This window comes from Streptomyces sp. NPDC048392, from assembly GCF_043200575.1.
GTDB lineage: Bacteria > Actinomycetota > Actinomycetes > Streptomycetales > Streptomycetaceae > Streptomyces.
In genome coordinates this window covers 89,904-113,798 of sequence record NZ_JBICYB010000022.1, presented here as the reverse complement: position 1 = coordinate 113,798, position 23,895 = coordinate 89,904, and the positions used below count along the sequence as shown (strand labels likewise).

Annotated in this window: 18 protein-coding genes and 4 pseudogenes; 14 read left to right on the top strand and 8 right to left on the bottom strand. The window is 71.2% G+C overall.

The window, feature by feature from the left end; all coding sequences use genetic code 11:
* Window positions 1–160: 160 nt before the first annotated feature.
* The 3 genes and pseudogenes from ACGFYH_RS25990 to ACGFYH_RS25980 form a co-directional block, all read right to left on the bottom strand.
* Entirely contained in the window at window positions 161–667 is a 507-nt protein-coding gene (locus ACGFYH_RS25990) for a hypothetical protein (protein ID WP_393805577.1), read from the bottom strand.
* 31 nt (window positions 668–698) lie between these two features.
* Window positions 699–2,167, bottom strand: a pseudogene (locus tag ACGFYH_RS25985) (NF041680 family putative transposase).
* A 138-nt stretch (window positions 2,168–2,305) separates the two neighbouring features.
* On the bottom strand, window positions 2,306–3,313 hold the full coding sequence (locus ACGFYH_RS25980; protein WP_393805576.1) for an alpha/beta hydrolase: 1,008 nt from the start codon (window positions 3,311–3,313) through the stop codon (window positions 2,306–2,308).
* A 15-nt stretch (window positions 3,314–3,328) separates the two neighbouring features.
* On the opposite strand from ACGFYH_RS25980, the gene ACGFYH_RS25975 reads away from it, so the two are divergent.
* The gene (locus ACGFYH_RS25975) at window positions 3,329–3,733 is read left to right on the top strand and encodes a MarR family winged helix-turn-helix transcriptional regulator (protein WP_393805575.1); all 405 of its coding nucleotides are present in this window, start codon (window positions 3,329–3,331) and stop codon (window positions 3,731–3,733) included.
* Window positions 3,734–3,852: 119 nt separating this feature from the next.
* Here ACGFYH_RS25975 and ACGFYH_RS25970 read toward each other — a convergent pair.
* A pseudogene (locus tag ACGFYH_RS25970) lies at window positions 3,853–3,942 on the bottom strand (IS630 family transposase); the annotation flags it as partial.
* A gap of 742 nt (window positions 3,943–4,684) precedes the next feature.
* Between ACGFYH_RS25970 and ACGFYH_RS25965 the strand changes: the two are divergent.
* From ACGFYH_RS25965 to ACGFYH_RS25910, 12 genes and pseudogenes are all read left to right on the top strand, one after another.
* Entirely contained in the window at window positions 4,685–4,936 is a 252-nt protein-coding gene (locus ACGFYH_RS25965) for a type II toxin-antitoxin system VapB family antitoxin (protein ID WP_062781983.1), read from the top strand.
* Window positions 4,933–5,349 carry a PIN domain nuclease gene (locus ACGFYH_RS25960; protein WP_393805574.1) on the top strand — a complete coding sequence of 139 codons (417 nt, stop codon included), beginning with the start codon at window positions 4,933–4,935 and terminating at the stop codon, window positions 5,347–5,349. Before ACGFYH_RS25965 ends, ACGFYH_RS25960 begins: the two co-directional genes overlap by 4 nt.
* Before the next feature lie 1,173 nt (window positions 5,350–6,522).
* Entirely contained in the window at window positions 6,523–7,587 is a 1,065-nt protein-coding gene (locus ACGFYH_RS25955; protein WP_393805573.1) for a fatty acid desaturase family protein, read from the top strand.
* A 30-nt stretch (window positions 7,588–7,617) separates the two neighbouring features.
* Window positions 7,618–7,854, top strand: a pseudogene (locus tag ACGFYH_RS25950) (sensor histidine kinase); the annotation flags it as partial.
* A gap of 2 nt (window positions 7,855–7,856) precedes the next feature.
* Window positions 7,857–8,658 (top strand): annotated as a pseudogene (locus ACGFYH_RS25945) (MFS transporter); the annotation flags it as partial.
* Window positions 8,659–8,749: 91 nt separating this feature from the next.
* On the top strand, window positions 8,750–9,949 hold the full coding sequence (locus ACGFYH_RS25940; RefSeq protein ID WP_393805572.1) for a DUF4190 domain-containing protein: 1,200 nt from the start codon (window positions 8,750–8,752) through the stop codon (window positions 9,947–9,949).
* 147 nt (window positions 9,950–10,096) lie between these two features.
* The gene (locus ACGFYH_RS25935) at window positions 10,097–10,849 is read left to right on the top strand and encodes a GntR family transcriptional regulator (RefSeq protein ID WP_393805571.1); all 753 of its coding nucleotides are present in this window, start codon (window positions 10,097–10,099) and stop codon (window positions 10,847–10,849) included.
* 384 nt (window positions 10,850–11,233) lie between these two features.
* Window positions 11,234–11,425, top strand: a complete 192-nt coding sequence (locus ACGFYH_RS25930) for an SPOR domain-containing protein (protein WP_393805570.1) — start codon at window positions 11,234–11,236, stop codon at window positions 11,423–11,425.
* 63 nt (window positions 11,426–11,488) lie between these two features.
* On the top strand, window positions 11,489–12,028 hold the full coding sequence (locus ACGFYH_RS25925) for a (deoxy)nucleoside triphosphate pyrophosphohydrolase (RefSeq protein WP_393805569.1): 540 nt from the start codon (window positions 11,489–11,491) through the stop codon (window positions 12,026–12,028).
* A gap of 134 nt (window positions 12,029–12,162) precedes the next feature.
* A complete protein-coding gene (locus tag ACGFYH_RS25920; RefSeq protein WP_393805568.1) occupies window positions 12,163–12,573 on the top strand; it encodes an ATP-binding protein in 411 nt (136 codons plus the stop codon).
* Between the two features lie 288 nt (window positions 12,574–12,861).
* Window positions 12,862–15,456, top strand: coding sequence for a SpoIIE family protein phosphatase (locus tag ACGFYH_RS25915; protein WP_393805567.1), 2,595 nt, complete (start codon window positions 12,862–12,864; stop codon window positions 15,454–15,456).
* Window positions 15,457–15,790: 334 nt separating this feature from the next.
* Complete coding sequence (locus ACGFYH_RS25910) at window positions 15,791–17,026, top strand: hypothetical protein (protein WP_393805580.1); 1,236 nt, start codon at window positions 15,791–15,793, stop codon at window positions 17,024–17,026.
* Between the two features lie 169 nt (window positions 17,027–17,195).
* Here the strand turns inward: ACGFYH_RS25910 and ACGFYH_RS25905 are convergent, their stop codons facing one another.
* The 4 genes from ACGFYH_RS25905 to ACGFYH_RS25890 are packed head-to-tail and all read right to left on the bottom strand — an operon-like array spanning window position 17,196 to window position 21,088.
* On the bottom strand, window positions 17,196–17,963 hold the full coding sequence (locus ACGFYH_RS25905) for a succinate dehydrogenase/fumarate reductase iron-sulfur subunit (protein ID WP_393805566.1): 768 nt from the start codon (window positions 17,961–17,963) through the stop codon (window positions 17,196–17,198).
* The gene (locus tag ACGFYH_RS25900) at window positions 17,960–19,909 is read right to left on the bottom strand and encodes a fumarate reductase/succinate dehydrogenase flavoprotein subunit (RefSeq protein WP_393805565.1); all 1,950 of its coding nucleotides are present in this window, start codon (window positions 19,907–19,909) and stop codon (window positions 17,960–17,962) included. The genes ACGFYH_RS25905 and ACGFYH_RS25900 overlap by 4 nt, the downstream gene beginning before the upstream one ends.
* 26 nt (window positions 19,910–19,935) lie before the next feature.
* Window positions 19,936–20,772, bottom strand: coding sequence for a hypothetical protein (locus ACGFYH_RS25895; RefSeq protein ID WP_393805564.1), 837 nt, complete (start codon window positions 20,770–20,772; stop codon window positions 19,936–19,938).
* A 28-nt stretch (window positions 20,773–20,800) separates the two neighbouring features.
* A complete protein-coding gene (locus ACGFYH_RS25890) occupies window positions 20,801–21,088 on the bottom strand; it encodes a hypothetical protein (protein ID WP_393805563.1) in 288 nt (95 codons plus the stop codon).
* Window positions 21,089–21,460: 372 nt separating this feature from the next.
* Between ACGFYH_RS25890 and ACGFYH_RS25885 the strand changes: the two genes are divergently transcribed.
* Window positions 21,461–23,755, top strand: a complete 2,295-nt coding sequence (locus tag ACGFYH_RS25885) for an ABC transporter family substrate-binding protein (protein ID WP_393805562.1) — start codon at window positions 21,461–21,463, stop codon at window positions 23,753–23,755.
* Window positions 23,756–23,895 lie beyond the last annotated feature (140 nt).

The following is a 23,895-nucleotide window of genomic DNA, read 5'->3' as shown; positions in this document are numbered from 1 at the left end:
GGGCGGAAGTCGTCCGTGACGGCATCCTGCCCGCTACACTCCCACCGCTCCACGTTCCCCCAGGTCAAGCCACGAAGTACTGCTGGAGTACTAGTGCTGTGACCGCATGGGTTCGCCGGTTCGGATGCCTTACCTTGTCGTTTAACGACTCTGCTGGTCATCAGGCCCATGCGTTGAAGAGCGTTCCGCCCAGCGTGGCGATGCCGTAGGAGCGGATTTGGCGCCACTCGCTCTGTGCAAGCACCGAGGTGTCCACGTCGGAGAGTGGTGTGGCGAGCTGCTCGCTACTCAGAACCATGAAGCCTGCTTCAGCAAAGGCAGAAGCCCACGGTGGAGGGGGGAGAAACTCCTCTGCGTACCAGTTCCGGCGTTCTTGTACGAAGGCGATCCAGGGGTGATGGGCGTGACACAGGATGACGCACTCGCCAGTGCGGCTGACGACCGACGCGGTGTGGAAGGTCCGGGGGTACTCTTGGCCCTCGATCTCGCCCACTTGGCCTTCGACGGCTCGGGCAGCGGCATACAAAGCGGCCCGGAATGCCCGCAGGTCGGTTTCCGGTAGGGGGCCGTCCTTCGGTACGAAGAAGCCTGTCGCACCCCGCGGCAGCGTGAAGCCCGTGTTTCCCTCATTGCCCATGTCGCTCATCTTGCCCGGTGCGAGACCCACTTGGTCGTCGTAGGTGCTGTGGGCTGCGGGTTCATCCAGTGCGGCGGGGCTTGGTTCCTGTCTTGTGGTGTGCGGGGCGGGTGTATGCCTGACCAGTGGCGAGGACTCGCCCCACGTCGTAGCGGGTTGCCGTGCGGTGGTTCTTCGAGCCGAGTGGCCGACCTGGGCCGGGGCGGGTCGGTTTCGGTGCACCTACCGGGGAACCGGTCTTCGCGCGCAGGTTCCTGAACCCCCTGCGGACGCGGGCAGGGGTGAGTTTGTTCGGATCGGTCGGCTTCTCCCAGGGTCTGCGGAGGTCGGTGGCCAGCGGGCGGGCGAGCCGGAGCTGGGCGTAGGCGGCGATCACCAGCCACGTCCACCGGTCGGCCGCTTCTGAGCTGCGAAGCCGGGGTTTCGTCCAGCCGAGGGTCTGTTTGAACAGGCGAAACGTGTGCTCCAGGTCGAAACGGCGCAGGAATGACTGCCAGCAGCGGTCCACGTCGTCAGTGGTGGCGCCGGTTTCCGACCACCACAGCCAGACGGGCTTGTTGACCCCGCCGGAGGGCAGCTTCTCGACGACCAGGCGAACGACGGTGCCCTCGATGATGGGCAGCGGTCCGTCGTGCTCCAGCCAGGCCGCCCGGCGGGTCAGCCTCGGGTGCAGCCGGTCCCACGCCTGCGCGGTTGCCTTCCCGTAGAGACGGGTGTCCGTGACGGTCACGGCCTGCTCAGTGCCCCAGGTGGCAGAGTCACCGAAGACGAACTCGCCCCCGTGCTTGGGTGGTCGGCCACCTTTCGGGTCGTAGACCCGCGGTGGCGTTGCGTCGGGCGCCGCATCACACGGTCGGAGCGAAGGCGGCCAAGGACCTGCACTGGCAGGCCGTCCAGCAGGTGAGCGATGCGGGGAGCGTCGTAGCCGGCGTCCATCACCACCAGCACCTCCGGGTCGCCCGGCTGCCACTGCCCGGCGTCCACCAGCCGCTCGATGACCTCGCGGATCTGCACCGTGGTCACCGCGGCGACGTCCGCCCCGGGATCCAGGCGGACCGCGTCCAGCACCGCAGTCCAGGAGGTACGGCCGGTCTCCAGCGCGGCCACGATCGAGTACGGCCAGCCCGGCACCATCTGATGCTTGCCCTCGCCGCGGCCGAACGTGTGGCAAAAGGCACGGTCAGCACACGTGTTGGCATCCGGCCGCAGCCAAGGTGAGACGTCGACGGCCAGAACGAGCCGACCGTCCGCAGCCCTCGGCAACGGCACCCCGGCCAGGGCCCGGCGAAGCCGGGCGACATCGATCTGCCCTTGGTTGAGCGCTCCGTACAGGGCGCCGTGTCCGCGCTGGTGCTCAGGCGCCAGAGCCAGGTCGACCAGCGTCTTGACCGGGCCGTCCGTACACAACAGCGCGTCGCACAGGTCGAACAGCGCGTCGCCCCGAGCGGTCAGACACGCGTACAACTCCGACCGGAAGTGTGACGCTTCCGCGAACGCATCCCGCAGGACGCCCTGATACACCAAACTCACGACCACGGCCTTTGCGCTGATTCCTCTGCCTCTGTGACGGAGCAAAGGATCAGCCGACGGCCGCTTCCACGTCCGCTGAACTGCGAAAACGCCGACCAAGTTCGAGCCGCGTTCGACCCCGGACCATAAACGACAAGCTTACAGGTTGTTTGCATAGAAGCTGGTGAGTCGTTCGACGGCAGTGTCGAGGTATTCGGGTTCGTCGTACATCTCGTAGTGGCCGGCGCCGTCGATCACCATGAGGTCGACCGGGTTGGGGGCCAGTTTCCACAGCTGCATGCCGGTGTCGTAGGAGCCGGTGTTGCCGATGCGTCCGGCGAGGATGACCTGAAGTGGCTGGGGCATGAGCCGATCGGCCAGGTGGAACGCGTCGTAGCCCAGCAGGAGGGAGTCGCTGCGCAAGAGGCGCCGGTTGGTGGAGTGTTCGTTACGGCCGCGCTCGGTGCGGTAGTAGGTGACGGCCTGGGTGGTGTCGATGTCGGTCAGGCCCGCTGTTGTGGCGTCCTCCAGGGTGTCGGGCAGCCAGTTCACGCGGGTCGTCTCGCCGGAGCGGGTCTCTTCGGTCCGTGCGTCCGCGAGGGCGTCGAGTGCTGCGGCCGGACCGTCGGGGGAGAAGCTGCGGAACGCGGCGCCGATGTTGACGGGGACGACCGTGCCGACCGCCTTGATGCGGTGGTCCGTGCGAGCGGTGTGCACGGCGTAGCCGCCACCGGCGCAGATGCCGAGGACGCCGATGCGCTGCGGGTCGATGCCGGGGGTCGTGGTGAGCACGTCGATGGCGTAGGAGATGTCCTCACCTCGGCGGTAGGGGTCTTCGAGGTCGCGGGGCTCGCCCTCGCTCTGACCCTGATGGGCGGGGTCGAGGACGAGCGCCGCGATGCCGCGGGCGGCGAGACGGGAGGCGTAATTGGCGCCGATCTGCTCCTTCACGCTGCTGCCCGGGGTGGAGAGCACCACGGCGCGCAGCGGTGCGCTGCTGTCGGCGTTGTCGGGCAGGTGGAGGTCCGCGGCGAGGTTGACGGGACCGCGCGGGATCGTGAGGTGCTTAAGCATGCCTGGCTTCCTTCGTGAGACTGTTGTTCCATAGGAGTCCAGTACGAGACAATGTATTGTACGATCTTTACTTAATACGAAACTGTACCACATGGATGGAGGGGTCGCATGTCAGTCGACGGAGCGCAGCTGTGGACGCTGAACCAGCGGCTGCTGGGCGTTGTGATGGATGCCTGCACGGGGGAGCTGGCCGAGCTCGGGTTGGAGACGAAGGAGTTTTTCGTCCTGGCCGAGGTGGAAGCCTCGCCGTACCCGGCCGAGATCGCGACGGCACTGCTGCTCCCCAAAGCGAGCGTGACGGTCTACGTCCGCAACCTCGTCGCCAAGGGGTTCATCCGGCGCGAGATCGACGACGCGGACCTGCGGCGTCACCGGCTCGTACTAACCGCTGAGGGCACAGAGGCACGGGATCGCGCACTTGCAGCCCTCGCGGCGGAGTACGACCGCAGACTGGCGAGGATCACTCCGCGGGACCGCACCGAGCTGCAGCGCATCCTTCAGGAGATGCTCTAAGCCCGCATGAGTCCATGGTCACGAGCTGTTCGCCTGCCCGGTGAACCCCTGCTGAACCCCTGCTCGCCAGTGCTGTGACCGCGTAGATTCGTTGGATCGTTCAGCCTGCGGTGGCGAGGGGGGCGTCCGCCCCAGCGGATCCCTTTCTCGCTGCGGATGCGGGCGCGCTCCTTGCGTTCGGCGGCCAGGACATCGGGCCCTCGGCCGGAATTTCGCGGTGAGCGAGGAACTCGTCGATCAAACGAGCCCGCTCGGCCGCCGTGGCATCACTCAACTCGATCACGCGGCCTTCCGTCTCCACCTTGATGCCGCGCACGGGCCGGTTCTTCAACCAGGTGTCGGCGAGTAGGAGGACTTGACGCAGAGCAAGCGACGCGGCCGTAACGACAACCGACCCAGCGGCGATCAGCTTGCTGCTCTTCGCTCCCTCCGGGATATGGCCTGCCGAGCGCCCGGACCGTACGTCCAGTACGTCCAACTCCTGGAGCGAGCGCCGCAGCTGTCCTCCAAGGCGCAGCAACTCGTCATCGTCTGTGTCAGCAAGCCCCAGGAGTTCCAGTCTTACGGTCCGGTGCATAGGTCCACCCCGCTGTCTGCGCTCTCTTCGCGCGGCAGGTCAGGGAGAGAACTGGTTGGGTTGAGGCGAACGCCAGGTACTGGGGCGGTCAGGCTGCGGTCTTCCGCGCCCTCATCGCTCACTCCGCTGAGGCCCGGCGGTATGGGCTGCCCCGCGAGTACAACTTGCCGCAGCAACGGATGTGGCCCTCCGCCGCCTCCCGCCTGCCTGCCTCAGGCAGCCGATGGGGCCGGTGAGGGCGAATACAGGACTGGTCTGCCCGGAGCGACTCGGCCCCTGATCTGGGTGCCCTCGGGACGCCTCAGCTTCCTGATGTCGTTTCTAAGTATGAATTGATATCATCGGCGGGTCGTCGGACTGTGGAGGGACAACTGATGGCCAGGACTGTGATCGATCTGGACGAGGAGATCGTCGAGCAGGCGATGCGGGTGTACGGGGTGAAGACGAAGGCCGCCGCAGTGCGGGCGGCCATGGAGGAGGGGGTGAGGCTGCGGCTGCGCCGGGAGCTGTTCGATGCCATTGACGAGGGTGAGTTCGAGGACGCGTTCGCGGAGATCCGGTCGCAGACGGGGCCACGGAATCCGGACGGCTCGCTAAAGCGCGAAGGCGGGGCTTCGGCGGCGTGAAGGGGCGCTACCTCATCGACAAGTCCGCGCTGGCCCGCCGGGGCAAGCCGGCGGTGCGGGCGCGGCTGGATGCGCTGGACCGTGACGGGCTCCTAGCGCTGTGCGCCCCGACCGAGTACGAGGTTCTGTACTCGGCGCGCGGAAAGCGCGAGGCGCTGCGCCTGCGTACTCTGCTCCGTGGTTTCGACTACGTGCCCTGCAATGACGAGGAGTTCGAGCGGGCACTCGCGATCCAGGCACTGGCGCTGAACGCTGGTTTTCACCGGGCGCTGTCGCTGGCCGACGTCCTCATCGCGGCAAGCGCCGAACGGCACCGGGCCACGGTCCTGCACTACGACGGCGACTTCGACATGATCGCCTCGGTGAGCGGGCTGCAAGCCGAGTGGGTCGTGGACCCCGGCACCGCCGACTGAGCCGGGAACGCGCATGCCGTGCCAGGGCAGGGCGCCCGAGTCCTCCAACTGCCAGATGCAGCGCCCGCCCCAGTGGCCCACAGCCTGGCCAGCTCCATGCCGACGGTACTCGTCGAGTCGCTTACGGAGCCCGCGTCGGCCGTCCTTGCCCGCCGATGCCTTGCCCACGTACAAGATCGTGGCTCTGTCCACCCAGGCGGCCCTCAGCACGTCAACCGTCACCGACGGATCTCGCCCCTTGAGGTGCCCCGCGGGACTGAGGGACAAGAAGCTCGGTGCGGACGTACTCGGGCGGAGCACAACGTAGATCCCGGCTTCTCGGGGAACTGCGCCGTCACTCAACCCGCTGAAGGGCACGAACCCGCTGAACCCGCGGTCTGTCAGCGTCTTCAGCGTCAGCTCCGGCAGAGGGGCCATGTGCCGAATCGTGCCTCTACACCTGCACCTGCGCCAAGGGCACTGCTCGGGAGCACAGTTGTGGCCGCGGTACGCACACCCGCAGCCACCGCTGTCGACACGACACGTTGCTTCTCAGTACCCAGGTGGTTCATGATCGACCTGTCGCGCAGGCAGCCGTCGGAGTGACTGGGGTGATCCGGGGGCGAGGACCCGCCCCCGGCGAGCGGACTCCCCGGTCCACCCCCTACCCGGGTATCACCGCGACTTGGCTCCCCGGTACGACGCCCCGACGTCCATCGTCTCCCTGCCTTCTTCTCGTCACCGCGAACCGGACAGAGGGCGTAGGGAGACGTTGCGGCGTTCGGCCGTACGGTACGGTAGGCCGTCGGCCGCCAGGAAGAGGCGGGTGACGACACGGCCGTCGTCGCCCGGGTCGGCTGCACCACGTCCTACGGTACCGGCCTGGACCTGGCGATGGACCGACTCGCCGAGGCCGGCGCCGAGCGCCACCCTCCCCCTTCGTCAACGGCCTGGACGCGGTCGGCCGAACCGACCCCGCACTCTTCCGCCACAGCCTCGGCTCGGTGGTGCGCGGCCCCGTCGCCGCCGCCGCCAACGCGAGCGACTTCGTCGTCAGAATGTTCGCGCGGCATGCTCGTGACGAAGTCATCGCGCTGGGCGCCGGTGCGGGCCTCGGCTCCTTCCCGCCGGCGGCACGAGCGCCGGCTGCGCGGCGCCGCACCGACACCGTTCACCCAACACGGGAGTACCACCATGTCCCTCACCGGCGAATCCGCTCCGCCGCACGCCGAGAAGCCCGCCGCGAGGCCCTCCCGGCCCGACACCGGCAGCGAGTTCACCCCCCTGCTGCGCGACGTCAAGGAACAGGGGCTGCTCGACCGGCGCACCGGCTGGTACGCGCGGACCATAGTGACCAACGCGCTCGGTCTGGCCGGTGTCGTCGCCGGCATGGCCCTCGTCGGGGACTCGTGGTGGGTGCTCGCTCTCGCCCCCGTCCTGGCCGTCCTGTGCGCCCGCACGGCGTTCATCGGCCACGACGCGGGCCACGCCCAGATCAGCGGCAACCGCGCCACCAACCGCCGTATCGGGGTCATCCACGGCAATCTGCTGCTCGGCATGAGCTACGCGTGGTGGAACGACAAGCACAACCGCCACCACGCCAACCCCAACCACGTCGACAAGGACCCCGACGTCGCCCCCGACGTGCTCGCCTTCACCAGCGGGCAGGCCGCCACGCGCGTCGGCGTCCGCGCCCGGTTCACCCGCCACCAGGCCTGGCTGTTCTTCCCGCTCACCCTCCTGGAGGGCCTCGCCCTGAAGCTCTACGGCTTCCGGGACCTGCGCCGCCAGACCGGCCGCGAACGCCTGCAGGAGAGCACGCTCCTCGTCGCCCACGTCGCCGGCTACGTCACCCTGCTCCTGACGACCATGCCGCTCACGCACGCACTCGTCTTCGCCGCGCTCCACCAGGCCCTGTTCGGACTGCACCTGGGCATGGCCTTCGCGCCCAACCACAAGGGGATGGAAACGCCCGACCCCGACGGCGAGAGGTGGGGGCACCTGCGCCGCCAGGTCCTCACGTCCCGCAACATCAAGGGGAGCTACCTCACCGACTGGTTCCTCGGCGGCCTCAACTACCAGATCGAGCACCACCTCTTCCCCAGCATGCCCCGCCCCCACCTCAGGCTCGCCCAGTCCGCGGTGAAGGCCCGCTGCCGCGAGCTCGGCATCCCCTACACGGAGACCGGGTTCGTCGACTCCTACCGGCAGGTGCTGCGGCACCTGCACGAGGTGGGGGAGCCGCTGCGTGCCTCCTGAGCCCGTCGTGCGGCACTTACGCTGGTGCTCATGACCCCCGTCGAGGAGGAACGCCCGCGTGCGCTGCTCGCGGGTGCCTCGCGGCGGTGGGTGCGGCTGCTGCCGTGGGGCCTGGCGTTCGTGCTGAGCGTCGCCCTGCTGCCCACCACGATCCGGGTGCTCACCGCCGACTACGGCCTGAACGGCGGCGTCGCGAGCGCCCTGGCCGTCGCACAGGCGGCGCCCCTGCTGCTCGCCGTCCTCCGTCCGCTGCGGGCCTGGTACGTGGCTCCCGGCCCTGGATGTTCGCCCTGCCGACGTTCGCGGTCATCGGGGCCACCCTGCTGGTGAACAGACTGATGCCCGCCGATCCACCGGGCCGGCCGGACGGCGCCGGGTTCGACTGGCCCGGCCTGCTTCTCCTGAGCGGGACGCTGGTCACGCTCATGCTGGTCATCGCGCTCGCGCTCGCGCCCGACCTCGGCTCGCGCCCGCTCGTGCTCAGCGCCCTCGTCGTGGCCCTGGCCGCCCTCGTCACCGGATGGGTGGCCGTCGAACGGCGTGCCGCCGCCCCGATGATCGATTTACGCATGCTGGCACGGCCCGCGATGTGGAAGGCGTGCGTGCTGACTCTCGTGATCTGAGCCGGTACGTCGATGACGGTCTATCTCGTTCCGCAGCTGCTCGACGTGTCCGGCGACGGCTACGGCTTCGGCGCCGGCGCCACCGAGATCGGGCTCTTCCTGCTGCCCGGCGCCGTGGCCGCGTCGCTGGCCGGGCCGGTCGGCGGGCTCGGGGAGCGGCGCTTCGGCTCGCGTGCGGTGGTGAACGCCGGGATCGTCACCATGACGGCCGCGCTGATCGCCCTGGCGGCCGTACACCACGAGGTCTGGCACCTCGTCGTCGGCAAGGCGCTGAGCGCGCTGGCCAACGGCCTGTGCGTCACGGCGATGACGACCAGCACCCCCACCTCCGTCGACCGGAGCGACACCGGCATCGCCACCAGCCTGATCCTGGTGACCCGCGTGCTCGGCTACGCCGTGGGCGGACAGCTCGGAGGCGCTCCTCACCGCCGGAACCCCCGCCGGCTCACCGAGCCAGACCGCCGCGCGCATACCATGCGCTCAGTGATCGGCGACCGGCCGACCGCCCGCCCCAAGCCTGAACCAGGAGCACGGAACCCGTGTCCATACCGCCGCCGCCCGGCCCCCAGGGGCCGTACTCCCAGGGGCCGTACTCCCAGGGGCCGTACCCGCCGGGGCCGTACCCGCCGGGGCAGCCGCCGCAGCAGGGGCCGCATCCGGCTGCCTGGGGGCAGCAGCCCTACGGGCCCCGGGCCCGGCAGGCGCCCGTCAACGGGCTCGCCATCGCCGCCTTCGTGCTCGGCGTCCTGTGTCTCGTGCCGGCGGCCGGACTCGTGCTGGGGCTGGTCGCGCTGGCCCGGATCCGGAAGCGGGGCGAGCGGGGCAAGGGGTTCGCGGTGGCCGGTTCCGTGCTGTCCTGCGTGGGGCTGGCCCTGTGGGCGCTGTCGCTCTCCACGGGCGCCGCCGCCGACTTCTGGGACGGCTTCCGGGACGCCGCCCGCGGTGAGGGCACCGCCTACTCCCTCCAGAAGGGCCAGTGCTTCACCACCCCCGACGGCTCCCTCCGGGGGGTGACGTACGACGTCGACCAGGTGCCCTGCGCAGCGGATCACGACGGCGAGGTGTTCGCCTCCTTCGAACTGCCGGACGGTTCCTACCCGGGCGACGGAGAGATCACCCGGGCCGCCGACGACAGGTGCTACGCCCTCCAGGACGCCTACGCGATGGACCGGTGGGCGCTGCCGGCCGACGTCGACGTGTACTACCTGACCCCGACCTCCGGCAGCTGGCGGACCGGCGACCGCGAGATCACCTGCCTGTTCGGGAACACGGACGAGCGGGGCACGCTGACCGGCTCGCTGCGCAACGACGGCCCGCGGCTCGACCCGGACCAGCACACGTACCTGCTGGCGGAGGGCTGTCTGAACCGGGCCATGGACGAGATGCCCGCGGCCGAGGCAGTCGAGAGCGACTTCGCGGGCTACCGGGTCTGGGCGGGACAGGTGTCGGAGGCGCTCGGGGGAGAGATCGCGACGCTGGACGGGCACGGCTGGCCCGCCGGCGCCGAGCGCCCGGTCGCCGAGCTGACCGAGGACCTGAAGGCGGCGCGGAAGGAGTGGGGCCTGGCGGCCAGGGCCGCCGACCTGGACGCGTACTTCGAGCACTACGGCAAGGGGTACGACCTCGTCGTGGCCGACACCACGGTCACCGCCCGCAAGGCTCTGGGCCTGGCCACCACGCCGCCGGACTCCGGGCGCGGCGGCGACGGCGGGGGAGGAGACCCCGGCCTGGAGGTGTGAGGGCGGCCGTAGCGGGGAGAAAGTGCCTGCGCAAAGCCCTCCGGCCATGCAAGTCATCACATCGAGTGATTCTTTGGCCTTTGCTTGCCTGGTACAACCTACGGTTGCCACGCTGTTGCTGTCTGTACAACCTGATGGGAGCGGCCAGTGACATTCGGTGAGCAGCCGGCGTATCTGCGTGTCGCGGGTGATCTCCGCAAGAAGATCGCCGACGGCCTGCTGCCGCCCCATACCCGCCTCCCGTCCCAGGCGCGGATCCGCGAGGAGTACGGAGTCTCGGACACCGTCGCCCTGGAGGCCCGCAAGGTGCTGATGGCCGAGGGTCTGGTCGAGGGCCGCTCCGGTTCCGGCACCTATGTGCGTGAGCGGCCCGTCCCCCGGCGCGTCGCCCGCTCCGGGTACCGGCCGGCCGGCGGCGCCACGCCCTTCCGGCAGGAGCAGGCCGACGGTGACGCGCGCGGCACCTGGGAGTCGCGCAGCGAGCAGGCCGAGGCGAGCGGTGCCGTGGGCGAGCGGCTCGGGATCAAGCCGGGCGACCGGGTGATGTGCACGCGGTACGTCTTCCGGGAGGCCGGCGAGGCCGTCATGCTCTCCACCTCCTGGGAGCCGCTGGACCTGACCGGCCGCACGCCGGTGATGCTGCCCGAGGAGGGACCGCTCGGCGGCATGGGTGTCGTCGACCGGATGGCCGCCATCGACGTCGTCGTCGACAACGTCACCGAGGAGGTCGGCGCCCGCCCCGGCCTCGCCGAGGAACTGCTCGCCCTGGGCGGCGTGCCCGGGCACGTGGTCCTGGTCGTCCAGCGCACGTTCTACGCCTCGGGCCGCGCGGTCGAGACCGCCGACGTGGTCGTCCCGGCCGACCGGTACCGGGTGGCGTACCACCTGCCCGTCAGATAGGCCGTCAAGTAACGGCGCTGCCGGGCGAGTTCGCGCTCCCCCCGCGGTGTGAGATGGCGCACGCCCGTCGCGCGCCTCCCATGTCTTCCTCTTCCGCTCGCAGCCCTGTCCGTAGTCGGCGCCGCCCTTCGCGTGGCACCAGAACCGGTCGTTCCCGCAGGTCGCCTTCCTGAGGTCCGTCATGCCCTTGACCGGAGGCATCGGCGCGCGGAGGCGGCGCGTTCCGCATCGTGCGCCCCCTGCGTTCTGGCTGGTTGCGTACCTCTTTGTGCGAAGCCGTATTCGCTCCGTGAAGGTGGGGCGTAGGCTCGGGCATATGCGGATTGCGGTTTCCTTGGCGGGCGGGGCACGGCGCGGGTCGTGGGCGGGAAGTGGAGGGGCGCGATGAACGACAGCACGGTCACTCTTCCCTGGCTGGTCTTCCGGCAGGACGACAACGGCAATCGCTATCGCGTGGGCAGGTACGCGACCCGGGCCGAGGCCCAGCAGATCGCGGACACCCTCGACGGCCGCGGACACGAGCAGCTCTACTGGGTCGAGAGGCTCGGCGCGACCGGCACGGGCGCGGCGGACTGACCACGCCGGGCGGCCGGAGGCCGGGCCGGGCGGCCCGGCCGGACAGGCCGTAGGCTCCGGCGCATGACGGAACGGATCGTGGTGGGCGCCGCCCTGGTCGACGGCGGGCGCCTGCTCGCCGCGCGCCGCAGCGCACCGGCCGAACTGGCCGGACGATGGGAGCTGCCGGGCGGCAAGGTCGAGGCGGGCGAAACACCCGAGGCGGCCCTCGCACGCGAACTGCGCGAGGAACTGGGGGTGGCGGCCGAGCCGGGTGAGCGCGTTCCGGGGCAGTGGCCCCTGAGGCACCCCTTCGTCCTGCGGGTGTGGACCGCGCGCCTGCTCCCCGGCTCCGCCGCACCGGAACCCCTCCAGGACCACGACGACCTGCGCTGGCTGGCCCCCGCCCAGGTCTGGGACGTGCCCTGGCTCGACCAGGACGTGCCGGCCGTGGAACGGGTACTCGCACACCTGGGGCTCGAAGCGAAGGGCACGCCGGACACGGCGCACGCGCCGGACACGCCGGGCACGGCGCACGCGCCGGACACGCCGAACGCGAGGGATGCGGGCGGCGTGGCGGAGGAGGCGGACGCGACGGGTCCGACGGGCGTGCGGGGCGTATGAACGGGCCGCTGCGGGCGCCCTCCCGCGCCGCCTGTGCCACAGTGCGCCCGCCAGACGGTATCCGGCCCGGATAAGGGGTATGTGCCCATTAACCACACCAAAAAGGACAGTGGTGGGGGTCGTCGGCCGGGGAAGTGATCGGCGTGATCGACAGCGAGGACGGCTGTGCCGAGTGGGTCTTTCCCGCAGCGCCGGACGCCGTGCGCACCGCCCGCTCCCTGGTCCGCCGGACCCTGGGCGAGTGGCGGCTCGACAGCGTCGGGGACATCGCCGCCCTGCTGGTGAGCGAGCTGGTCACCAACGCCCTGCGGCACGCCACCGGCCCCATCGGTGTCCGCCTGGTGCGCCGCCCCGCCGGAGTCGCCGGGGTCCTGCTGGTGGAGGTCTCCGACCCGCTGCCCGACCCGCCCCGCGAGCGCGTCGCCCGCCCCGACGACGAGGACGGCCGGGGTCTGCAGTTGGTGGCGTCCGTCACACGCCGCTGGGGTACCCGGCCCGGTGAGGCGGGCAAGACGGTGTGGTTCGAACTCACGCTCCCGCGCTAGCGCCACAGCGGGGTGACACACCGTTGCCATCGCGTCGAAATGTCCCGACTTCCCACCCGCTCCCGGCCGTCAACCGGTTCAGGCCGGTGGCAGTTGTCGAACTGCGTGATTCGATGCCGTGTCCGCTGGTTAGAAGACTGGAAGTGTTGTCACGGTCCGGACCGAAAGCCATCGGGACCGTGCTGTGATCGTGAACACCGTGTCGTGCGGCCCCGTAGTGCTGGATACTGCGGGCAGCCGCCTCCGGTGACCGGTGCCGGACGCGGTGAGCTGGAGGGGACGGTTCGCGTGAGCGAGATACCAGCGAGGGCCACGGAGTCCATGGATTCCGAGGGCCCGTCGGAAGGCGCGCCACTCGGTGACGCCGTGTGGCAGAGCAGCCCGCCCGGCTCCATCTACGACTACATCAAAGCCGCCTCCTTCTCCATCGGCCCCGACGGACTCGTCGACCAGTGGAGCCTGCGTGCCGAGCAACTGCTCGGCATCCGGGCCGAACACGCCGTGGGCACCGACCCCATCGAGGCCTTCGTCGATCCCGACCTGCGCGAGCGCGGCCAGCGCAAGATGGCCGAGATCCTCGACGGCCGGGAGTGGACCGGCGTGGTCCCCTTCCGGGCGACGGACGGCGAGACCGAAGCCGGGCGGCACGGAGGCGGACGGCGCGGTCTCGCCGAGGTGTACGTCATGCCGACGCGCACCGAGGACGGTGAGAAGGCCGCCGTCTGCATCGTCGTGGACGTCCGCGTGCTGCGCAGCATCGAGACCGACCTCGCCGCCTCGCAGGCCATATTCGGCCAGTCTCCGTTCGGCTTCCTGCTGATCGACCCCGACCTGACGGTGCGCCGCGCCAACCAGCGGTTCGCCTCCACCTTCGGCGGCACGCCGGACGACCACCGCGGCAAGGGCGTGTACGACTACCTGCCGCGCGCCGAGGCCGACCGGGTCTCCGCGACCCTGCGCCGGGTGCTGGAGACCGGCGACTCCATCACGGACATGCACGTCACGGGCTTCGCGCCGGGCTCGGAAGAACGCCGCCACTGGTCCGTCAACCTCTACCGCGTACACAGCGGTTCCGGCCGGCCCATCGGCGTCGCCTGGCTCGGAACCGACATCACCGCCCGCCGTCAGGCCGCCCGCGAGGCCGCCGCCGCCCGGCGCAACCTCGCCCTCCTCAACGAGGCCGGTGCCCGCATCGGCAACTCCCTCGACCTGGAGACCACCGCCCGCGAACTCCTCGACGTGGTCGTCCCCGGCTTCTGCGACCTGGCCACCGTCGACCTCTACCAGGGCCTGCTGGTCGGCGACGAGACCCCGCCCGGCCTCGCCGACGGCAGCGCGGAACTGCGCCGCGTCGCCTTCTCCAGCGCCGTCTCCGACGCCCCCTTCCACGGCACCGGCGAGCGGGTCCAGCTGGGCGCCGTCCACCACTACCCCTTCAACTCGCCGTGCGCGGACGCCCTGCGTACCGCCCGCCCGCGTGCCGTCCCCGCCGAGGACGGCGGCCTCGTGCAGTCCACGCTCGCCGTGCCGATGGTCGCCCACGACACGGTCGTCGGACTCGCCCAGTTCGCCCGCGCCAAGGGCAGCGAACCCTTCGGCGACCGCGACCGCGACCTCGCCGTGGAACTGGCCGCGCGCGCCGCCGTCTGCATCGACAACGCCCGCCTCTACCGGCGCGAGCACGAACGCGCCCTGATACTGCAGCGCTCGCTGCTCCCACCCGGCGACCCGGAGGCCTCCGGCCTCGACATCGCCTGCCGCTACCTGCCCGGCGAGGCGGCCACCGGCCGGGCCAGCGAGGTCGGCGGCGACTGGTTCGACGTCATCGAACTCCCCGGACACCGCACCGCGTTGGTCGTCGGCGACGTCATGGGCCGCGGCCTGCGCGCCGCCGTCGCGATGGGCGAACTGCGCACCGCGGTGCGCACCCTGGCCCAGCTCGACCTCGAACCGGCCGAGGTGCTCGCCCAGCTGGACGAGATCGCCCGCGGCCTCGGCGCGCCGGGCGGCGTCCAGCAGGCCACCCGGGCCGCCCGCCGTCCCCGCGAGGCCGATCTGTCCGAGGTGTACCTGGCGACCTGCGTGTACGCCGTGTACGACTCGGTGACCAGGCGCTGCACCTTCGCCAACGCGGGCCACCTGCCGCCCGTCCTGGTCGAGCCCGGCGAGACCGCGCTGATGCTGGACGTACCGCCCGGCCTGCCGCTCGGCGTCGGCGGGGAACCCTTCGAGGAGGTGGAGGTCGAACTGCCCGAGGGTGCTCTGCTCGCGCTCTACACCGACGGACTGGTCGAGAGCCGCGACCATCCCCTCGACGAGGGCCTCCAGGCCTTCGTGGGCGCCCTCACCGATCCCACCCAGCCCCTGGAGGACGTCTGCGACCAGGTCCTCAACACCCTCGACAGTCACCACGGCGAGGACGACATCGCCCTGCTGATGGCCCGCGTCCAGGGCCTGCCCAGCGACTGTGTGGGCGACTGGACCCTGCCGCGCGAGCCGCGCAGCGTCGGCCGGGCCCGCGAGTACGCCCGCGCCCAGCTGCTCGCCTGGGACATGGAGCCGCTGGTCGACACGACGGAACTGCTCGTCAGCGAACTCGTCACCAACGCACTCAGGTACGGCGAGGGCGAGATCAGACTCCGCCTCCTCCTCGACCGCACCCTGGTCTGCGAGGTCTGGGACTCCGGCCTGGTCCAGCCCCGCCGGCGCCGCGCCCGCGACACCGACGAGGGCGGCCGTGGCCTGCAACTGGTCGGCCTGCTCAGCGCGGCCTGGGGCTCACGCCGTACGCCGCGCGGCAAGACGGTCTGGTTCGAACTGCCCCTGCCGGGCGCCGACACCCGGCTCACCGACCCGGCGGAGGCGTTGCTGAGCCTGTTCTGACCCGGTCAGGCGTCGTGCGGGTCCGGGTCCGCCGGGTGCGGCGCACATGGCCGTACCCGGCCAGCAGCAGGGCCGCCCCGGCCGTGACCAGGGGCGGCACCAGATCGGCGGAGATCATCGCCACGCACCCCTGACCGCAACCGGAACACCGGTTCGAGTCGTCCCCGCTGGCAACACGCTGGGAGCGTACGCGCGGAAACCGGCCACCGCGACCGGGCCCGCGCCACAGGGAGGGGACACAGTGGAGGACACGGAACCGGAGGCCACGGAACCGGAGGCCACGGATCCGATGGTCACGGATCCGGTGGCCACGGATCCGGTGGCCACGGAACCGATGGCCACCGATCCGGAGACCACCGATCCGAAGGCCACGGAACCGATGGCCACCGATCCGGAGACCACCGATCCGAAGCCCGCCGGGCCGACAGCTGAACCGGCAGCCGCCGACGGTGCCCGGGACCCACAGGAGCCACCCGCACCCGACCAGGAGAGCGGCACGGCAGGTGCCGGTGGGAAGCCGGAGGCCGAGGGCGGGGCCGAGACCACGGAACACACCCGCCGCCGTACCCGCGGCCGCCGCATCCGCCGGACGGCCCTCGCCGTCCTCCTGGTCCTGCTCCTCCCCCTCCTCACCGCCGAGACCGCCCTGCGGGTCAACTACCTGGGCGACCCCGCCGACGGCACCCACACCAGGAACCGCGACGCGATCTGGCTCGGCCACGCCTGGGTCGACGGCCGCAAGGACGACGCGGACCTCACCGCGCTGGCCCGCAGCCTGAAGACCACCGGCATCCGCGACCTCTACGTCCACACCGGCCCGCTGGAGCACGACGGCACGCTTCCCGAGTCCCGCTACCCCGAGGCCCGCCGGCTGATCGACGCCGTGCACCGACAGTTGCCCGGCGTCCGCGTCCAGGCCTTCCTGGGCGACGTCCTCGCCACCGAGGGCCCCGACGGAATGCGCCTGGCGAAGGCCGGCACCCGCGCCGCCGTCGTCGACTCCGCCCGCCAGGTCCTGGACGCGGGCTACGACGGAGTCCACCTCGACCTGGAGCCGCTGCACTCGGACGACGGGGACTACCTCTCCCTCCTGGACGACGTACGCGCGGTCACCCGCCCCCGGGGCGCGCAGCTCTCCGTCGCCGCCCACCAGATCGACCCGCTCCCCTCCCTGCACTCCGTCTTCGGCCTGTTCACCAAGCACCCCAAGTGGTGGTCGCAGGAGTTCTTCGGCCAGGTCGCCCGGCGCGTCGACCAGATCGCCGTGATGTCGTACGACACCGCGCAGCCGCTGGAGGGCACCTACGGCGGTTACGTGGCCCAGCAGACCTCGCTCGCCCTGGAGGTCACTCCGCCCACGACCCACCTGCTGATGGGCCTGCCCTTCTACTACGAGAGCAACTTCGACCACTGGGGCCACGCCGAGACCGTCGCCGCCGCCGTACGCGGCGTCCGCCTGGGCCTGTCCCGGACGGACGCCGACCGCGAACTCTTCGGCGTCGCCGCGTACATCGACTTCGCGGCGACGGAGACGAACTGGGCGGAGTACCGCGAGGGCTGGGTCCGCTAGGTCCTGTCGTCGAACTCCCGTCTGCCCGGCGGCGTCATGCACGCATTCTCGCCGTACCGGGCCCTGACCCGGGTACATCCGGTACGAGGCCCGGGACCCGGCGCGCCGAGAGCACGCACCCGGCGCCGCGGGGCCGCCCTCCGGGCGACGACGCGAGTCCGACGACAGGCTAGGACCGGCGCCGGATCTTCGACCCCAGCCACACCAGCGGGTCGTACTTGCGGTCGACGGCCCGCTCCTTCAGGGGGATCAGGGCGTTGTCCGTGATCTTGATGCCCTCGGGGCACACCTCCGTGCAGCACTTGGTGATGTTGCAGTAGCCGAGGCCGTGGTCGTCCTGGGCCGTGCGGCTCCGGTCGAGACCGGTGTCACCGGCGGCGTCCAGCGGGTGCATGTCCAGCTCGGCGACGCGCATGAGGAAGCGCGGGCCCGCGAAGGCGGGCTTGTTCTCCTCGTGGTCGCGGACCACATGGCAGGTGTCCTGGCACAGGAAGCACTCGATGCACTTGCGGAACTCCTGCGAACGGTCCACGTCCTCCTGCGTCATCCGGTACTCGCCAGGACCGAGCTCGGCGGGCGGCACGAAGGCCGGGACCTCGCGGGCCTTGGTGTAGTTGAAGCCGACGTCCGTCACCAGGTCGCGGATCACCGGGAAGGCGCGCAGGGGCGTGACGGTGATCGTCTCCTCGCGGCTGAACACGGACATGCGGGTCATGCACAGCAGCCGCGGCCGCCCGTTGACCTCGGCCGAGCACGAACCGCACTTGCCCGCCTTGCAGTTCCAGCGCACCGCCAGGTCGGGGGCCTGGGTGGCCTGGAGGCGGTGGATGATGTCCAGGACCACCTCGCCCTCGTTCACCCCGACCGTGAAGTCCTCCAGGCCACCGCCCTCCGCGTCGCCGCGCCACACCCTGAAGCGGGCCTCGTAGCCGCTCATTCGGACAGGTCCTCCAGTTCCTCGTCGGCGAGGTACTTCACCAGCTCCTCCTTCTCGAAGAGGGCGAGCAGGTCGGGTCGGACGGGCTCGGTGGCCCGCCGCTCCAGGCTGATCCGGCCGCGCTCCGGGTCCGTCGCCGCGAGTTCGCCCGCCGGGTCGGCCAGCGAGCACAGCAGGTTGACCGGGCGCCAGCGCCGGTCCATCGACGGATGATCCTCGCGGGTGTGCCCGCCGCGCGACTCGGTGCGCTCCAGCGCGGCCCGCGCCACGCACTCGCTGACCAGCAGCATGTTGCGCAGGTCCAGGGCGAGGTGCCAGCCCGGGTTGAACTGCCGGTGCCCCTCCACGCCGGCCCGGCGGGCACGCACCCGCAGCTCCGCCAGCTTCTCCAGGGCCTGCTTCATCTCCGGCTCGCGGCGGATGATGCCGACCAGGTCGTTCATCGTCTGCTGGAGTTCCTGATGGAGGGTGTACGGGTTCTCCGGCGGGCCCCCGCCGGGCTCGTGCGTCTCGGCGGAGAACGGCCGCAGCGCCTCCACGGCGGCGGCGTCGACCTGGGCGGCGTCGACCCGGGCGCGCGCCCCGTCGTCCGGCCGTCCCGCCGCGTACTCGGCCGCGTGCCGGCCCGCCCGGCGCCCGAAGACCAGCAGGTCGGAGAGGGAGTTGCCGCCCAGCCGGTTGGAGCCGTGCATGCCGCCGGCCACCTCACCCGCCGCGTACAGTCCCGGCACCCCGCGCGCGGCGGCCGTGTCGGAGTCGACGGCGATGCCGCCCATCACGTAGTGGCAGGTGGGTCCGACCTCCATCGCCTCGGCCGTGATGTCGACGTCGGCCAGCTCCTTGAACTGGTGGTACATGGAGGGCAGCCGCCGCCTGATCACCTCGGCGGGCATCCGGGTCGACACGTCGAGGAAGACCCCGCCGTGCGGTGAGCCCCGGCCCTCCTTCACCTCGGTGTTGATCGCGCGCGCGACCTCGTCCCGGGGGAGCAGCTCGGGCGGACGCCGGTTGTGGTCCGGGTCGTCGTACCAGCGGTCGCCCTCCGCCTCCGACTCGGCGTACTTCTCCTTGAAGACGTCGGGGACGTAGTCGAACATGAACCGCTTGCCCTCGGAGTTCCGGAGCACCCCGCCGTCGCCGCGCACCGACTCGGTGACGAGGATGCCCTTCACCGACGGCGGCCAGACCATGCCCGTGGGATGGAACTGCACGAACTCCATGTTCAGCAGCGGTGCCCCGGCCAGCAGTGCCAGGGCGTGGCCGTCGCCGGTGTACTCCCACGAGTTCGACGTCACCTTGAAGGACTTGCCGATGCCGCCCGTGGCGATGACCACCGAGGGCGCCTCCAGGACGAAGAAGCGGCCGGTCTCCCGCTCGTAGCCGAAGACGCCCGAGACCGCCCGGCCGTCCTTGAGTACGCGGGTCACCGTGCACTCCTGGAAGACCTTCAGCCGGGACTCGTGGTCCCCGGTCTCGCGGAAGTCCTCCTGCTGGAGCGAGACGATCTTCTGCTGGAGGGTGCGGATCAGCTCCAGGCCCGTGCGGTCGCCGACGTGGGCGAGGCGCGGGTACTCGTGACCGCCGAAGTTGCGCTGCGAGATCCGGCCGTCCTTCGTACGGTCGAACAGCGCGCCCCAGGTCTCCAGCTCCCACACCCGCTGCGGGGCCTCCCGGGCGTGCAGCTCCGCCATCCGCCACTGGTTGAGGAACTTGCCGCCGCGCATGGTGTCGCGGAAGTGCACCTGCCAGTCGTCGCCGGAGTTGACGTTGCCCATGGCGGCGGCGATGCCGCCCTCGGCCATCACGGTGTGCGCCTTGCCGAACAGGGACTTGCAGATCACGGCCGTACGGGCGCCGCGCTCGCGGGCCTCGACGGCGGCGCGCAGTCCGGCGCCGCCCGCGCCCACCACCACGACGTCCCATTCCTGCCGGTCGACCACGGACATCAGAAGGCCTCACTCGTCGGAACTCATCAGAAGAAGCGCGGATCGTCGAAGACACCGGACGCGACCAGGTACACGTAGAAGTCGGCGAGCGCCACGCTCACCAGCGACGCCCAGGCGAGCTGCATGTGCCGGGCGTTGAGCCTCCCGACCAGCTGCCACATCCGGTAGCGCACGGGATGCCGCGAGAAGTGCTTGAGCTTGCCGCCGACGATGTGCCGGCAGGAGTGGCAGGAGAGGGTGTACGCCCAGATCAGCGCGATGTTGGCGAGGAACACCAGGGTTCCGAGGCCCATGTGGCCCCAGGCGTGGTGCTCGTCGCGGAAGGCGAGCACCGTGTCGTAGGTGAGGATGCCCGCGACCAGGAGCGCCGCGTAGAAGAAGTACCGGTGGACGTTCTGCAGGATGAGCGGGAAACGGGTCTCGCCGGTGTACTTCCGGTGCGGCTCGGCCACCGCGCAGGCCGGCGGGGACGCCCAGAAGCCCCGGTAGTAGGCCTTGCGGTAGTAGTAGCAGGTCAGGCGGAAGCCGAGCGGGAAGATCAGGATGATGACCGCGGGGGAGACGCCCCACCAGGTGCCGAGGAGCTCCCAGTTGGGCCCCGAGCGCATCGGCTCGCAGTTCTCGGCCAGACAGGGGGAGTAGAAGGGCGAGACGTAGGGGGCCGCGTAGTAGTCGGCGTTCGCGAAGGCCCGCCAGGTCGAGTAGGCGACGAAGGCCAGCAGGCCCGCGGCGGTGGCGGCGGGCGCCAGCCACCAGCGGTCGGTGCGCAGGTGCGGCGCGCGGATGGCGGCGCGCGTCGGGGTGTGGACGCCACCGCCTCGGGGGCGGGTTTCGGCGGCGGGCGGTTCCGTACCAGTGGCCACTGGGCGACTCCGGTCGGTCGGGTCGGGTTCAGGGGGCGCGGCGGTCGCGGGCGCCGAGGCCCTCGTCGTCCGAGTCCGTCCACAGCGAGCCGTCGTACGGCGTGTCGGGGATCGGGACGAGGTCCGGGCGCCTGGGCGCGTCCGGCGCGGCCGCCGCCCGCAGCAGCGCCACACTCTCGCGCAGGTGGTCGGCGTCGGTGCGGACCCGGCGTACCTCCAGGCCGCCGCTGCCCAGCCGCTGTTCCAGCCGGGTCACCGACCGGGACAGCTCCTCCAGGCTGCGCTGCACCGATGACAGGTCGTCGTGCACGGACATGACGTGACCTCACTTTCGCCGATACTTCCGCCGGACACGGCAGGGAGCCGGCCTTGGGTGGCGACGCTCATGCGCCTGCGAGTGTCGCGCGTCACACCAGTCGCTGGGAAGGGATGTGCACCGATTGGCCGGGGCGTGTCGGTGCACCGCCAGTGGCGTTGCGCCGGACGGGTGTCCTTACGCACCGTCGCCGTCGTGTCTCCCAGCGTGGCCGAACCGTTTCCTCTTCAGTGGCCGCATCCCCGTCCGGATACAAATGATCAACTTCAATACCGCACATAAGGCGTATGCGGCGCATCGCGATAGAAGGTGCACCGCGCCCGCGCCGCCCCCAGCGATCACCACGGCCGCGGCCTTCCGGAGGTAGCAGTGATGTCCCACGTCGGCGTCGGACCGCGCGCGGTCATGCGTTCGGTCGCCTTCCTCACCGCGGGCGTCCTCGCGGTCACCGCGCTGGCGGGCTGCACCTCCGAGGACCGGTCGGGCAAGCCGCTCGCCGAGCAGGACGTCGCCGCCGCGGCCCGTGCCGGGATCTCCGACGGCGGCACCCTGCGCTGGGCCGTGGATTCCGTACCGGACACGCTGAACGCCTTCCAGGCGGACGCCGACGCCACCACGGCCCGCGTGGCGCAGGCCGTGCTGCCCTCGATGTACCGGATGGACGAGACCGGCGGCTCGGTGCGCAACCCCGACTACCTGGAGTCGGCCGAGGTCGTGGACACCGAGCCCAAGCAGGTCGTCGTCTACAAGCTGAACCAGCGGGCCGTCTGGAGCGACGGCCGGGAGATCGGCGCGGCGGACTTCGCCGCCCAGTGGCGCGCCCTGTCCGGCAAGGACAGCGCCTACTGGACCGCCCGCAACGCCGGCTACGACCGCATCGAGAAGATCGAGCGCGGGGCCAGTGACCTGGAGGTCAAGGTCACCTTCAGCCGGCCCTACACCGACTGGAAGGCCCTGTTCACGCCCCTGTACCCGAAGGACGTCATGGGCACCCCCGACGCCTTCAACGACGGCGCGCGGCGGACGCTCAAGGTCACCGCCGGCCCCTTCGCCCTCAAGAAGGTCGACACCAAGGCCGATCGGGTCGTCCTCACCGGCAGTCCGCGCTGGTGGGGCGATCCGGCGAAGCTGGACCGGATCGAGCTGCGCGCCGTGGCCCGGGACAAGCGCGTCTCCGAGCTGGCCGCCGGCAAGCTCGACCTCGCGGAGATCGACCCGGAGACCGCCGACGAGGTCACCTTGGCCGCCGCCCCCCGTGGCCCCGCCACCGGCACCCCGCTGATGGGCCCGGAGGACACCCCGGCCGAGGGAGCCGGCGGCGCACCGGGCCAGGGCCCGCAGGGCAGGTCCGCCGCACAGGCGCTGCGCTCCTGGGCCGTCGCCAACGGCTCCGACGAGGAGGCCGCCGAGAAGGAGATCCTCGCCCGCGAGGAACGGCGCGAGGCCCGGGCGAAGCTCGCACGCAGGCAGAAGGCGCTCAGCGGCTTCGAGGTCCGCAAGTCGCTGGAGCCCGCCTACACCCAGCTCGCCCTCAACGGCTCCGACGGCCCGCTCGCCGACGAACGCGTCCGCCGGGCCGTGGCCCGCGCCCTGGACCGCGGGAAGCTGGCCGAGGCGGTGCTGAAGCCGCTCGGCCTGCCCGCCGAACCCGTGGGCAGCCACCTCGCGCTCTCCGGCCAGCCCGCCTACGCCGACGGCAGCGGCGCGCTCGGCAAACAGAACGCCAAGGAGGCCCGGGCCCTGCTCGCGGACGCCGGATGGGTGCCCGGCGGCCCGGTGAAGAAGGACGAGGACGCCGAAGAGGGGGAGAAGGCGGCCGGCGCCGAGAAGGACAAGGACGGCAAGGACGAGAAGAAGTCCGAGGGCGAGGACGACGGCACGTACATCGTCGGCGAGGACAACGAGGACAACAAGAACGACAACGAGAACGACGGCAGGAACGGTTCCGGTGACGACGGCAAGGACGGCAAGGACGGCACCGACCAGGAGAGCGGTGAGAAGCACAGCAGCGGCAAGAACACCGCGCAGGGCGGCGCACCCGGTGCCTACGCCCCCAAGGGCACCGCGGCTCCGGCCGGCTCGGCGACGGCCCCGCTCGCCAAGGACGGCAAGGCGCTCACCCTGCGCTTCGTGCTCCCCTCCGGCCCGGGCTCCGAGGCGCTGCGCACGGTGGCCGACCGCGTCACGGACATGCTGAAGGAGATCGGCGTCGGCACCGATGTCACCAAGGTGCCGGACCAGAGCTACTTCAAGGACCACATCGCCTCCGGCGAGTACGACCTGGCGCTCTACTCCTGGCCCGCCTCCGCCTTCCCCGCCACGGACGCCCGCCCCATCTACGCCAAGCCCGTCCCCGCCGCCGACGGCTCCCTGAACGTCGCGCAGAACTACACCCGGGTCGGCACCGACCAGGTCGACCAGCTCTTCGACCGGGCCCTGGCCACGCTGGACCGGAAGGACGCCCGGGACCTGCTGCGCAAGGCCGACTCGCGGATCTGGGCGACGGCCGCTTCCATCCCGCTCTACCAGCGCCCCCAGCTGATGGCGGCCCGCAGGAACCTCGCCAACGCGGGAGCCTTCGGTTTCGAGACGCCGCTCTACGAGGACATGGGCTTCCTCAAAAAGGGCGCCCAGGGCTCCCGGCCGTCCGCATCGACCCCGTCCTGACCCCGCCCGACCCGCCCGGACCCGGCGTTCCGGGGCCGGGCGGGCTCCACCCGGCAAGCCGCAGCCCCCGGGGCCCCGTACCATTGGGTGAGGCCGTGGCATGTACCGCCCGGCAGGCCCGCGTGACACGGACGTACGCG